A 13,314-nucleotide genomic window follows, 5' to 3' on the forward strand; every position below is an offset into this window, starting at 1 on the left:
TGCCTTCGGGGCTGCAAAGCAGCCCCAGAAACTCATTCGCCCAGCCGTTGCTCGCGCGAGGGTGGATACCCGAAGTACGCCGCATAGCACTTGCTGAAGTGCGACACCGAGACAAAGCCGCAGGCCACCGCCACTTCCATTACTGACAGGTCGGAGTACTGCAGCAGGCGGCGGCTCTTGGTGATGCGCAGTTCCATGTAGTAGCGCCGTGGCGAGGTGCCGAGCTGCGCCTGGAACAGGCGGTCGATCTGGCGCCGCGAGCGTCCGCTGTAGGCTGCCAACTGGTCGAGGCTCAGGGTTTCCTCAAGGTTGTTCTCCATCAGTTCGACGATGGTGCGCAGATGCAGGCTCATGGACTTCTTCGCCCCCGGCCCGACCTGGCGATAGCGGGCGCCGGAGAACGAGAGAATCTCCTCGACCCCTTCGGCCAGCGCATCGCCATACAGGCGTCGGACCAGGCCGAGCATCAATTCCATCGCACCGTTGGGGCTGGCGGCGGTCAGGCGGTCACGGTCGAGGGTGAAGCTGGCCGGTGTCAGGCGGGTTTGCGGGCTGCGCTCGGCAAGGCTGGCGCGCTGCTCTGGATGGATGCTGCAGCCGTAGTCGTCGAGCACGCCAGCGCGACCGAGGAACCACGCGCCGTTCCACAGCCCGCCCAGCGCCATGCCGTGGGCCGCGCAGTCACTGAGCATGCGGTCGAGTTCGGGGTACTTGAGCGGCGTGCGCAGGCCGCCACAGATCACCAGCAGGTCCAGCTCCTTGAGGCTGGCGGCGTTCAGTTCGCTGGCCACCAGCTCTAGGCCCAGGTCGCTAAGCACCCGGTCGCCCTTGGGCGAGAGCGGCGTGAAACGGAAGCTGTCGGCGCGCAGCAGATTGGCCGTCACCAGCACATCCATCGCCACGGTGAAGCTGGCCATGGAGAAGTGTTCGAGCAGGACGAAGTCGACCCGATAAGGCATCTGGCTGTTACCGGCAGTGGACTTGAGCCTCAACATGTTGCTGGTGCTGGTTTTCTGGCTGAACTGGCGTGGCGTGGACACTGCTGACTCCGCTTCCTGGCTGGCCGGATGAGTGTGCTGGGAGTCTGCGGGAAAGACAACCGGAGCACGCATGGCGGGCGCAGGGCCACTGGGCTATGCTGAGCCACCGCCTCGAGGACAATCCCCGATGAAATACGCCGCCGCATTGCTGCTGAGCCTGCTCCCACTGCTGGCCCAGGCGCTGGAGTCGGGCGACACGCTCGCACCCTGGACGCTGCTCGATCAATACGACCAGCCCTACAGCCTCGATACCGACACCCGCATCCTGCTGGTGGCACGCGACATGGATGGCGCAAAGCTCGTCAAGGCCGCCTTGGCCGAGCAACCCAAGGGGTATCTGCAAGCGCGTCATGCCGTGTTCCTTGCTGACATCCAGCGCATGCCCGCGATCATCGGCAAGCTGTTCGCCATCCCCGCCATGCGCGATTACAACTACCGCGTGGTGCTCGACCGCGAGGGGCGGGTGGCCAGCCGCTATGGCGTCGGGGAGGGTCAGGTGCTGTGGCTGCAACTGGATCACCGGGTGCTCGCCGGGCAGCAGGTGTACACCGATGCCACGGCGCTCAAGGCCGCCCTGGAGCGCGCCACGCCCTGAGCCAGCCTGACGGATCCGACTGAACCCTTGCGCCTGAGCGTCGCCCAATGCAGTACATGCTTACGGGAGAACGCTCATGGAAATCGGAACGATCTGGATCATTGTCGCGGCCATCCTCATCCTGCTGGAGATCGTCGCCATCTGGCACATCATCGGCAGTGACCGGCGTGCCGAACGCAAGATGCTATGGGTCGTCTTCGTGGTGTATGTGCCCTTGCCAGGGCTGATCTTCTGGGCCTGGAAAGGGCCGCGAGCGGTCAAGGGCAGGGCGGTGCTGGAAGAACGATGATGGCCAGGGCCGCATCGCCTTGCGCCGCAGGCTGTCGCCAGTTCCCAGGGGGAATCCGGGGCGCAACGCGCCCCGCGAACTTCGCTAGAATCCCACCTCTTTTTCGCCGAGCCACACCATGCACGCCCCCCTCCAACTGCTCCAGACCTCCGCCGACCAGGCCGAGCTGATCCGCAACCTCTACCAGTTCTACGCCTACGAGTCCTCCGACTGGGAAGCCGAAGACGTCGAAGTGGACGGGCGCTTCTATATCCACGAAGAACACCTGGTCCGGTATTGGCAATCGCCCGGCTGGAGTGCCAGCGTGATCCTGGTCGATGGCTTCATCGCAGGCTTTGTGCTGATCGAGCGCAGTGAGCTGCCGGGGCTTGCGGCCACGGAACTCGCCGACCTGTTCATTCTCAAGCGCTATCGCCGCCAGGGCATCGGCAAGGCCATTGCCCAGCAACTGCTATGTAGTGGGACAGGAGACTGGCTGCTGCGCTGCTACTCTCAAGACCCGCCTGCGGTGGCGTTCTGTCGCGCTGTGCTGGCGGACTTGCCCCGTGCCTGGCGGGCAATCGCGCTTGACGATGAGCCGACGCTGCTCAACTTTCTGGTCTCGCCCGTCCACTGAGCTGCCCACAAATTTATGTGACGTACTTCACAAAATGCTTTCGGCTAACGGCATAATGCCAGCACTTGAAGACTTCGATCCGGCCCTGACAGGCCGGCGTGTTCCGTGCTGCCATAGGGTAAATCATGACGCCAGTCAGCCCCGACCTCATGTACCGGCTGTTGATCCAGAGTGTGGCGGATTACGCCATCTACCTATTGACCCCCGATGGCAGGGTGGCCAACTGGAATCCCGGAGCGCAGCGGGCCAAGGGGTATTCGAGCGAGGAGATTGTCGGCAAGCATTATTCGCTGTTCTACCACGAGGATGAACGTGCTGCGGGGCTGCCGCAGCAGAACCTCGAGCAGGCCCGGCGCACCGGTCGCTTCGAGGCCAGCGGCCTGCGCCTGCGCAAGGACGGATCGGCCTTCCATGCCCATGTGGTGATCGACGCGGTGCACGACGACCAAGGGCAACTGGTGGGGTTCGCTAAAACCACCCGCGACATCTCCGAGCACCGGCGCCAGGAGGCCGAGCTGCGCCAGGCCAAGCAGTTGGCCGAGCAGTACAGCCAGGAAATGGCCGACCTGTCGCGTTTTCTCGACTCGGTGATCGCCAACATCCCAGCCAGTGTCATCGTCCAGGACCTCGACAGCCAGCGCATCCTGCTGGCCAACCAGCAGGCCGAGCAGTTGTTTGGCGCTCAGGACACGCGCATGGTCGGCCAGTTGCCTGAGCAGTGCCTGGCACCTGAAGCTGCCCAGTACCTGACCCAACAACTGTCCCGAGGCGCACGCAGCGTCAAGGGCTATGCCGATGAGAGTCGCGTGGTCACAGCGCTCGGCCCGCGCACCTTGCGCAGTCGGACGCTGCTCAGCCAGAACCGTGAAGGGCAGGCCGACTACGTGCTGTTCGTGGCCGAGGATGCCACCGAGGAGCTGGCGGCCCACGCCCAGATCCACTACATGGCGCACCATGACGCGCTGACCGGCTTGCCCAATCGCACCCTGTTCAGCGAGCGGCTCAAGCAGGCGCTGGGCCGCGGCCAGGACAGCGGCAAGTTGACCGCGACCCTGTGCCTTGACCTGGACAACTTCAAGAACATCAACGACTCCCTCGGTCACGCCTTCGGCGACAAGCTGCTGCGCGCGCTGGGCAAGCGCCTGCGCCGCGAGTTGCGCGAGCACGATACCCTGGCCCGGCTTGGCGGCGATGAGTTCGCCGTGGTACTGGCCGGGCTGGATACCCGCGAGGCCGCCTGCCATACCGCCCAACGCCTGATCGAGGCGATCAGCCCGCCGTTTCGCATCGAAGGGCATCAGTTTTCGGTGGGCGTGAGCATCGGCATCGCCCTTGCGCCGGACGATCATGGCCAGGCCGAGCAACTGCTCGGCTATGCCGACATGGCCCTGTACGAGGCCAAGCGCAACGGCCGTAACCGCTACGAATGCTTCAGCGTCGAGATGGATGTCGCTGCCCGCCAGCGCCGCCTGGTGGAGACCGACCTGCGCACTGCCTTGCACCTGGGGCAGTTGCAGTTGCACTACCAGCCGGTAGTGGACCAGCAAACCAACAGCGTCACCGGCTATGAAGCCCTGCTGCGCTGGGAGCACCCCAGCCGCGGCATGGTCATGCCCATGGACTTCATCCCCATCGCCGAGGAAACCGGGCTGATCCATGAGATCGGCACCCGCGCCCTGAATCTGGCCTGCCAGGAAGCCGCCACCTGGGAAGGCACCCAGACGGTATCGGTGAACCTGTCCGCCGTGCAGTTCAAGAACGCCAACTTGGTACAGACCGTGGCCCTGGCCCTGGCCGATTCGGGGTTGGCGGCGCAGCGGCTGGAACTTGAGATTACCGAGTCGGTTTTATTGGGCAACAGCGAGGAAAACGTACGCACCCTGCGGGCGCTCAAGGATCTAGGGGTGTCGATTTCCCTGGATGATTTCGGCACGGGATATTCGTCGCTCGGATACTTGCGCTCGTTTCCGTTTGACCGGATCAAGATCGACAAGTCGTTCGTCCATGACATGTGCGACAGCCGCGAAGCGATGTCGATCATTCGCGCCATCACCGAACTGTCCAACAGCCTGATGATCAAGACCACGGCCGAAGGGGTGGAATCGCCCGAACAGATGCGCCGCCTGGCGGCGGAAGGGTGCTCGCATTTCCAGGGATACCTGTATGGCAAGCCGGCGCCAGCGAGCCAGCGGCTCAGGAGTGTCGTACCCGTGCAAGGCTGAAGCTCGGCGGTGCTCGCTTCGCGGGTGAACTCGCCGCCACAGGTTCGGTGTCGCTCTCAATTGCACCGCATACCTGTAGGAGCGGGTTTACCCACGAACAGGCCGGAGCAGGTGGAGGCGTTATCCACACTGACAAATCCGGTCGATCAGCGAACACAAACCCGTGCACGCCGATTTCTCATCCCGGTGCATCTCTTCTAGAATCCGCCCATACCTGCGCCGGCCCCTGCCAGGCGCGCCGTCGAGAGCGCCATGAGTTCCAGAACCCCGCTGTCCGGAGTCAACCAACCGCTGCGCGGCATCGCCCTGGTGGTCGTGGCAACGTTCCTATTCGCCAGTCACGATGCGCTGTCGAAGTTCCTCGGTGGCTTGTACCCGATCGTCATGGTGGTGTGGGCGCGCTATCTGGTGCACACCCTGCTGATGGCGGGGATCTTCCTGCCCAAAGCCGGCATGGCCGTGCTGCGAACCCGCCGGCCGCTGCTGCAGACCCTGCGTGCCCTGAGCCTGCTGAGCACCAGCCTGCTGTTCACCGCCGGCCTGCAATACCTGCCGCTGGCCGAGGCGACGTCGGTCAACTTCCTGGCTCCGGTGCTGGTCACTGCGCTCTCGGCACCGCTGCTCAAGGAGCGGGTCACCCTCGGCCAATGGGTGGCGGTGGTGATGGGCTTTGTCGGCGTGCTGGTGGTTGTGCATCCGGGCGGGGCGATGTTCACGCCGGCGATCCTCTTCCCCCTGGGCTCGGCACTGGGTTTTTGCTTCTATCAATTGCTGACCCGCAAGCTGTCCGCCTACGACACCCCGACCACCAGCAACTTCTACGCCGGGCTGTGCAACACCTTGGTGCTGAGCGCCCTGGTGCCGTTCTTCTGGCAACTGCCGCACTGGAATCACGCCTTGCTGATGCTGGCCCTGGGCGGCTGCGGCATGACCGCCCATCTGTTGCTGACCCAGGCCTTCCGCTTCGCCGCTCCAGCCTTGTTGGCGCCGTTCAGCTACTGCCAGATCGTCTTCGCAGGGCTGTTGGGGCTGGTGATTTTCAGCCAGGTGCCCGAAACCAGCAGCCTGGTGGGCATCGCCATCATCTGCCTGAGTGGGTTGGGCGCAGCCTGGATGCAGCGCGGCAAGTGAGCCACTGCCCCCGAAAGTCCCAGCCTATTACCCCCACATAGCCATTCTATTAGAAACCTGCCGCCGCTCGACTAGTCTTCATTCTGCCCCGTGACAACGGCGGATGGGCGTGGGCAGGGATACCCCTCGGGGCGCCTGCTTTTTTCGCCGTTGACGAGCCTGTGTCGGGCTATCGCCGACGCGACCCGATGAGGGGGCGCATGAGCTTGCATGCTCAGCCGATCGAACACCTGGCCTAGACCGGGAAATCTGGACAACCGACCCAAAGGTACACACAGATGTCGAACGAATCGAAATGCCCGTTTCATCAAACCGCGGGTGGTGGCACCAGCAACCGTGACTGGTGGCCGGACCAGCTGAACCTGAAGATCCTCCACCAGCATTCTGCCAAGTCCGACCCGATGGATCCCGGTTTCGACTACGCCAAAGCGTTCAAGAGCCTCGACTTCCAGGCCCTCAAGCAGGACCTGCACGCCTTGATGACGGACTCCCAGGACTGGTGGCCCGCCGACTTCGGCCACTACGGCCCGCTGTTCATCCGCATGGCCTGGCACAGTGCCGGTACCTACCGCATCGGCGATGGTCGCGGTGGCGCAGGCTCTGGCCAGCAACGTTTCGCGCCGCTCAACAGCTGGCCGGACAACGTCAGCCTGGACAAGGCCCGGCGCCTGCTCTGGCCCATCAAGCAAAAATACGGCAACAAGATCTCCTGGGCCGACTTGATCGTGCTCACCGGCAACGTTGCCCTCGAATCCATGGGCTTCAAGACCTTCGGTTTTTCCGGTGGGCGCGCAGACGTATGGGAGCCGGACGAAGACGTTTACTGGGGCTCCGAGAAGGTCTGGCTGGGAGGCGACACGCGCTATGGCAAGGCCCAAGCCCCAGGCCAGGGCGACCTGGTTGCCGAGCCGCAGAAGCACGGTGAAGAAGAAAGCCGCACCCTGGGAGGGGAACGTAACCTGGAGAACCCACTGGCCGCCGTGCAGATGGGGCTGATCTACGTGAACCCGGAAGGCCCGGACGCCAATCCCGACCCTGTGGCCTCGGGCAAGGACATCCGCGAGACCTTCGGGCGCATGGCCATGAACGATGAGGAAACCGTGGCCCTGATCGCCGGTGGGCATGCCTTCGGCAAGACTCACGGCGCCGGCCCTGCCGACAACGTAGGCCCTGAGCCAGAAGCCGCAGGCCTCGAGCTGCAAGGTCTGGGCTGGCAGAACAAGTTCGGTACCGGCAAGGGCGGCGACACCATCACCAGTGGCCTGGAAGTGACCTGGACGTCTACCCCGACCAAGTGGAGCAACGAGTACCTGGAGAACCTGTTCAACTTCGACTGGGAACTGACCAAGAGCCCGGCCGGTGCCCACCAGTGGCGGCCGAAGAACGGCGCCGGGGCAGGACAGATCCCCGATGCCCACGATCCTTCCAAGCGTCACGCGCCGGCCATGCTCACCTCCGACCTGGCCCTGCGTTTCGACCCGATCTACGAGCCGATCGCCCGGCGTTTCAAGGACAACCCCGACCAGTTGGCCGACGCCTTCGCCCGTGCCTGGTACAAACTGATCCACCGGGACATGGGCCCGCTGTCACGCTACCTGGGCCCGGAAATGCCGCAAGAGGTGCTGCTCTGGCAGGATCCGATCCCGCCGGTGGACCACCCGCTGATCGACGATCAAGACATCGCCGCCCTCAAAGCCAAGGTGCTGGCCTCGGGCCTGAGTGTTGGCGAACTGGTCTCCACCGCTTGGGCCTCGGCCTCGACCTTCCGCGGCTCGGACAAGCGCGGCGGTGCCAACGGCGGCCGCCTGCGCCTGGCGCCGCAGAAGTTCTGGGCAGCCAACCAGCCTGAGCAATTGGACAAAGTGCTCAAGGCGCTGGAGAAGATCCAGAGTGAGTTCAACGCCTCGGGCAAGAAGGTTTCCCTGGCCGATCTGATCGTGCTGGCGGGCTGCGCCGCGGTGGAAAAAGCTGCCAAGGACGGTGGGCACACAGTCAACGTGCCGTTCAGGCCTGGACGCATGGATGCCTCCCAGGAGCAGACCGATGTCGAGTCGTTCGGTGTGCTTGAGCCCTTGGCCGACGGTTTCCGCAACTTCACCAAGGCCCGGTACAGCGTCAAGGCCGAGAAACTGTTGCTGGACAAAGCCCAGTTGCTGACCCTGACCGCACCGCAGATGACCGTGCTGATCGGCGGCCTCCGGGTACTGGGCGCCAATGTCGGTGGCAGCCGACACGGGGTCTTTACCGATAAGCCCGGTGTGCTGTCCAACGACTTCTTCCGCAACCTGCTGGACATGGGCGTGGAGTGGAAGCCGACCGCGGCGGACAACGAAACCTTCGAAGGCCGTGATCGCAAGACCGGCCAGGTGAAGTGGACTGGCACCCGCGTTGACCTGGTGTTTGGCTCCCACGCCCAGTTGCGGGCCTTGTCGGAGGTCTATGGCAGCAGCGACGGCCAAGACAAGTTCGTCAAGGACTTCGTCGCAGCCTGGGTCAAGGTGATGGAGCTCGATAGGTTCGACTTGAAGTAACCGTGCCTTGAGGGGCCTGTACGCCCCTTTCGCGATACAAGGCCGCCCCACAGGTTCTGCGCACGCCATTGCGCTGTGCCTGTGGGACGGCCTTGTGTTTAGGTGATCCGCAAAAAAGGCCGCCAAGGGGCGGTGGCCGTTTCGCCAATTTCAGGTCGGATAGATACAAAAGCGCCCTTGGTCGTTCTGCTGCAATGCATCCCAGGCAACCGGCCTGAACAGCATGACCATCTCAGCCTGCAGAATCACGCCATGCTCGCTGCCTGTTATCCCAAGGCCGAGTTGGTCGACATCGGTGGTGCGGCAGTGGTCGAGGCCCTGCGCGATCAGGTACCTGAGTACGAGGTGGCATTGCACGCCACCCAGGCAATGGTGCGCGAGATCGCCCGCAGCTTCCCTGACGCCGAGCTGATGGATACCTGGACCTGGTTCCAGTCGGGGCTCAATACCGATGGCGCACATAACCCGGTCACCAGCCGCAAGGTGAGCAAGGGCGAGATCCTCAGCCTCAACTGCTTCCCGATGATCGCCGGTTAGTACACCGCGCTGGAGTGCAGCCGAATGTCCTGGGTGGGGGGAGCGGGGAGGCAGGCTGCGCAGAGCAGGGCTGGACCATGTGCGATTTACCTGTGCAAGCTGAGGCGTCGTTGTTTCCGGGCTATAAGAAAAAACCAGCCTTGAGGAATTCTTGTTGTTCTATGCCGTGGCCGGCCCGATAGTACACCCGGATGACAGGGGCCGGAATGCCCACGACCCGGAGCAGCTTTTGCACAGGAGACGACCGCTTGAACCGTAAATCCGTGCCGGTACCCCAGGAAGGCTTCGCCCTGGCCCCCGGTGCCATCGAGGTGTTGCCCGATGCGGCGAGCTACCGCACTCGCTTGCTTGAGCTGATTGCCAGCGCCACCCAACGTATTGTCATCGTCGCCCTGTACTTGCAAGAGGACGAGGCCGGCCAAGAAGTGCTCGACGCCTTGTACCAGGCCAAGGCGGCGCGACCAGCGCTGGAGGTTCTCGTCGTCGTCGACTGGTTCCGGGCCCGGCGCGGCTTGCTGGGGGCGGGCCGGCAACCGGGCAACGCGGCGTGGTACCAGGCCCAGCGTCAACGCCGAGGCCTTGATGTGGTCATCCATGGTGTGCCGGTACAGACCCGCGAGCTGTTCGGCGTGCTGCACCTCAAAGGCAGCATCATCGATGACCAAGTGCTGTACACCGGGGCGAGCCTGAACAACGTCTACCTACACCGCTTCGACCGCTACCGGCTGGATCGATACCACCTGTTCCACAATGCCGGCTTGGCTGACGCCATGGCCGGCCTGGTGCGGCAGATACTGGCAAGTACCGCGACACCGCGCCTGGACTTGCCTGCACCGCCGACGACCAAACGCCTGCGTGGTGCGATTCGCCGGCTGCGTGCGCGTTTGAGGCACATGGCTTACGACCTGCCCGTGGCTCCGGCCCGGGAAGGGCTGCGGGTGATCCCTCTGTTGGGCATCGGCCGAGGCAATCCGCTCAACCGCAGCGTGTGCGCGCTGCTTGCGGCTGCGCGTTCGCAGATCGTGCTCAGCACACCGTACTTCAACCCGCCCCGTGTACTGATCGCCGAGATCGACCGGGCGCTGGCCCGTGGGGTGACGGTGGAGATGATCATCGGTCACCGAACCGCCAACGATTTCTACGTCGCCCCCGGGCAACCCTTCACCGCCAGCGCCGCCTTGCCCTATCTGTACGAGGACAACCTGCGCGCCTTCGCCCATCGGCGCCAGGCTGCCATTGCCAGCGGCCAGCTGCAGGTGCGGATCTGGAACGATCCGGGGCACACCTTCCATGCCAAGGGCGTGTGGATCGACGAACGCTACAGCTTGCTCACCGGCAACAACCTCAATCCCCGTGGGTTCAATCTGGACCTTGAGAACGGCCTGTTGATCGATGACCCTCAGGGACAGTGGCTCGACCCCCGTGAGGCCGAACTCGAAAGGATCCGTCGGCACGCCCCCCGGCTGTCGTCGGCCGAGGAGCTGGGCGAGGCCGGCGAACACCCGCGCGAAGTGCTCAAGCTGCTGCGGCGGCTGCGCTACAGCCGCCTCGAGCCATTGATCAGGCGGGTGCTCTGAGGCTCAATGGCTGGAACCGGCCGCGCAGCCAGTGATCCAGGCTCAGGCGGCCGGCCCCTTTGAGCAACAGTGGCAGCAAGGCCACCAGATAGATGACCGGCAGCTTGAAGTTGCCGTAGCCCTGGTTGGTAATCGCATAGCCCTGGGCAAGCTCGGCCAGGCTCGACCACTGCGCCGGCCAGTGCACCGCGGCGATAGCCACTACTGTCACCACCATCAGCACCGCCGAGGCCAGGCGCGTGCCCAGGCCGAGCAGCAGCAACAGCGGGCAGATCAATTCAGCCCACAGCGAGAGCTGCCAGTTCACATTGGCTGGCAATAGGTTGAAGGGGAAGGGAAAACTCGCTTGCAGATCAGTGAACCAGTTGGCGCCGTTGAATTTCTCGATACCCGATTCGAAGAACTCCCAGGCCAGGAACAGGCGCAGGGGCAGGTCGGCGCTCCAGGTACCGAGGCGATCCAGGGCGTTAAAAGCGCGGGGCAATGCGTTCATGGTCAGGCTCTCTTGTCAGCAGGTTGGAGAACTCGAGCCCTGGGGGCTCGAGGTGTGACAAGGAGTGTGTGCGGCGAGGGTATCTGCAGTGTGTCCAGGGCAGTGGCGTTATGTATCGGCGTGTAGTCGAAGCCGGGGCCGGGACGCGGCCCCCACGTCATTTGAGCTCGATCTGCGCGCACAGCCCGCCGCCGGCGCGGTTGCTCAAGGTCAGTTGCCCTCCCATGGCCTGGGTCAGTTGCTGAGCGATCGCCAGCCCCAGGCCGGTACCTCCGGTGCTGCGGTTGCGGGAACCTTCCACCCTGTAGAACGGTTTGAGCACTTCGGCCAGCTCATCGGAGGGAATGCCAGGCCCTTCGTCGAGCACACGGATCAAGGTGCCGTTCCCGGTGTGTTCCACCTCAAGCTGCGCGGCACCTGCGAACTTCAGCGCGTTGTCCACCAGGTTCACCAGCACCCGGCGCAGGGCATGGGGGCGGGTGTGGAGGGTGACATCGGTGGCACCCAGGCGCTCGACCTTGGCGCCGCTGTCCTGGTAATCGAAGACCAGGCTGTCGAGGAAGGCATCGAGCTTGATGCGGCAGGGCGCCTCGGTGCTGCTGTCCATGCTGCGCGCGTACGCCACGCCTTCGCGCACCAAGTGTTCCATGGCGCTCAGGTCGCTCCAGAGTTTGTCCTTCTCCAGGCCGTCGTCCATCACCTCCACCCGCAATTTCATGCGCGTGATGGGGGTTTGCAGGTCATGGGAGATGGCCGCCAGCAGTTGCATGCGCTCTTTGAGGTAGGCCGCGATGCGCGCCTGCAGGGCGTTGAAGGCGACTGCCGCGTAGCGCACCTCTCGGGGGCCGCTTTCGTCCAGTTGGGGACCGGGTTTGTCCGGGTCCAGATCGTCCACCGCACGGGCCAGCCGGGTCAGTGGACGGATCGCCAGACGCACGGCCAGCCAGGTGCAGCCCAGCAGCACCGCCAGCTGGATCAACAGCACCACCGGCAGCCATTTGGCCAAGGGCACGCCGGCCGGCGTGACATCTATGGTCAGCGGCGCGCCGTCCGCCAGGCGCAGGTGGGCCTGAAAATGCGCAATGGGGCCCGGGATCTCCTGGAAGGTCAGGCGATAATCCTGGCCGATCGCCTTGACGATCGACTCGGCGGCCATGGGCGGGTCCTCGCTGGCCATGGCCTGGCCACTGAGGCCTTCACTGAGTTGATAGCGATAATTTTGCCGTTGCAGGCGTGGCAGCCAGGCAGCACGCTCGTTTGCTGGCAAGCGCTCAAGGATCGCCACCGAGGTTGCCACGTCTTGCTCCAGGTTGTTGAGCATCATCGAACGGCTGCTGACATAGCGCTCGTAGAACTGCAGGCCGAACGACAGCCCGTAGGCCAGCACCAGCCCGGTGAGAAAGATCAGCGCCAGGCGCGAGGCAAGGGTACGGGGCCATTTCATGACGGCGACTCGAGCAAATGCACCGGCAGGGAGAACACATAGCCCTCGCTGCGTACGGTTTTGATGCAGGTGGGTTCGCGGGCGTCGTCGCCCAGACGTTGGCGCAGGCGGCTGACCAGCAGGTCGATGGAGCGGTCGAAGATATCCGCCTCGCGGCCCTGGGTGAGGTTGAGCAGTTGTTCGCGGCTGAGCACCCGCTGGGGGTGGTCGAGAAACACCCGCAGCAGGCGATACTCCGCGCCGCTCAGAGCCACCAGTGTGCCGTCGGTGTCGAGCAGGTGGCGGGCGGTGGTGTCCAGCCGCCATTGGCCGAAGCCGATCAGCCGGCTGCTTTCGCTGATGGTCAGGTTGGGCGGCAGCATCCGCGTGCGACGCAGCACGGCGTTGATGCGCGCCAGCAGTTCACGCGCCGAGAAGGGTTTGGTGAGGTAGTCGTCGGCCCCCATCTCAAGGCCAATGATGCGGTCGGTCTCATCGTTGCGTGCGGTGAGCATCAACACAGGCGTGTTGCGGTGCTTGCCGGCGCGCAGTTCACGACACAGCAGCAGGCCGTCGTCGCCGGGCATCATGATGTCGAGCACGATCAGGTCGACCGCGTTGTTCTCCAGGAAGGCGCGCATTTGCCGGCCATCGGCGACGATGCTGGTGCGCAGGCCGTTCTTCTTCAAGTAGTTGCCGACCAGCTCGCGGATTTCGCGATCGTCGTCGACGATCAGGATATGATCGACATGTTCCATCGGAGGGTTCCTGTACAGGGTTGGATAGGCGCAGTGTACCGAGCGTTGTGGCCCTTGCGGACCGGGCTTTGTATTGCAGTGTATCCGTCGGCGGTGCAGATA

General features: G+C 64.1%; 11 protein-coding genes and 1 pseudogene. 8 read left to right on the forward strand and 4 right to left on the reverse strand.

All coding sequences use genetic code 11. The features are described from left to right. Window positions 1–32: 32 nt before the first annotated feature. Complete coding sequence (locus HMPREF3173_RS18455; protein WP_070575367.1) at window positions 33–1,040, reverse strand: GlxA family transcriptional regulator; 1,008 nt, start codon at window positions 1,038–1,040, stop codon at window positions 33–35. Window positions 1,041–1,167: 127 nt separating this feature from the next. On the opposite strand from HMPREF3173_RS18455, the gene HMPREF3173_RS18460 reads away from it, so the two are divergent. The 8 genes and pseudogenes from HMPREF3173_RS18460 (at window position 1,168) to pssA (ending at window position 10,538) form a co-directional block, all read left to right on the forward strand. Then, window positions 1,168–1,635 (forward strand): FAD/FMN-containing dehydrogenase, encoded by a 468-nt coding sequence (locus HMPREF3173_RS18460; protein WP_070575369.1) that lies wholly within the window; start codon window positions 1,168–1,170, stop codon window positions 1,633–1,635. A 76-nt stretch (window positions 1,636–1,711) separates the two neighbouring features. Further along, window positions 1,712–1,924, forward strand: a complete 213-nt coding sequence (locus HMPREF3173_RS18465; protein ID WP_043213707.1) for a PLDc N-terminal domain-containing protein — start codon at window positions 1,712–1,714, stop codon at window positions 1,922–1,924. A gap of 118 nt (window positions 1,925–2,042) precedes the next feature. Next, on the forward strand, window positions 2,043–2,540 hold the full coding sequence (locus tag HMPREF3173_RS18470) for a GNAT family N-acetyltransferase (RefSeq protein WP_070575372.1): 498 nt from the start codon (window positions 2,043–2,045) through the stop codon (window positions 2,538–2,540). A 125-nt stretch (window positions 2,541–2,665) separates the two neighbouring features. Then, a complete protein-coding gene (locus HMPREF3173_RS18475) occupies window positions 2,666–4,762 on the forward strand; it encodes a sensor domain-containing protein (protein ID WP_070575375.1) in 2,097 nt (698 codons plus the stop codon). A 252-nt stretch (window positions 4,763–5,014) separates the two neighbouring features. Beyond that, window positions 5,015–5,893, forward strand: coding sequence for a DMT family transporter (locus tag HMPREF3173_RS18480; RefSeq protein ID WP_070575384.1), 879 nt, complete (start codon window positions 5,015–5,017; stop codon window positions 5,891–5,893). Between the two features lie 278 nt (window positions 5,894–6,171). Continuing rightward, the gene (gene katG, locus HMPREF3173_RS18485) at window positions 6,172–8,424 is read left to right on the forward strand and encodes a catalase/peroxidase HPI (RefSeq protein WP_070575388.1); all 2,253 of its coding nucleotides are present in this window, start codon (window positions 6,172–6,174) and stop codon (window positions 8,422–8,424) included. A 219-nt stretch (window positions 8,425–8,643) separates the two neighbouring features. Further along, window positions 8,644–8,958, forward strand: a pseudogene (locus tag HMPREF3173_RS18490) (creatininase); the annotation flags it as partial. A gap of 209 nt (window positions 8,959–9,167) precedes the next feature. Then, window positions 9,168–10,538 (forward strand): CDP-diacylglycerol--serine O-phosphatidyltransferase, encoded by a 1,371-nt coding sequence (gene pssA, locus HMPREF3173_RS18495; protein WP_070575394.1) that lies wholly within the window; start codon window positions 9,168–9,170, stop codon window positions 10,536–10,538. On the opposite strand, the gene HMPREF3173_RS18500 is transcribed toward pssA, so the two are convergent. From HMPREF3173_RS18500 to HMPREF3173_RS18510, 3 genes are all read right to left on the reverse strand, one after another. Then, the gene (locus tag HMPREF3173_RS18500) at window positions 10,522–11,031 is read right to left on the reverse strand and encodes an HvfX family Cu-binding RiPP maturation protein (protein ID WP_070575397.1); all 510 of its coding nucleotides are present in this window, start codon (window positions 11,029–11,031) and stop codon (window positions 10,522–10,524) included. The genes pssA and HMPREF3173_RS18500 overlap by 17 nt on opposite strands. A gap of 157 nt (window positions 11,032–11,188) precedes the next feature. Continuing rightward, window positions 11,189–12,475 (reverse strand): ATP-binding protein, encoded by a 1,287-nt coding sequence (locus HMPREF3173_RS18505; RefSeq protein WP_070575400.1) that lies wholly within the window; start codon window positions 12,473–12,475, stop codon window positions 11,189–11,191. Then, window positions 12,472–13,212 carry a response regulator gene (locus HMPREF3173_RS18510; RefSeq protein WP_070575401.1) on the reverse strand — a complete coding sequence of 247 codons (741 nt, stop codon included), beginning with the start codon at window positions 13,210–13,212 and terminating at the stop codon, window positions 12,472–12,474. The genes HMPREF3173_RS18505 and HMPREF3173_RS18510 overlap by 4 nt, the downstream gene beginning before the upstream one ends. Between the last annotated feature and the right edge of the window lie 102 nt (window positions 13,213–13,314).

It is taken from the genome of Pseudomonas sp. HMSC08G10, assembly GCF_001808425.1.
Classification (GTDB): Bacteria; Pseudomonadota; Gammaproteobacteria; order Pseudomonadales; family Pseudomonadaceae; genus Aquipseudomonas; species Aquipseudomonas guariconensis.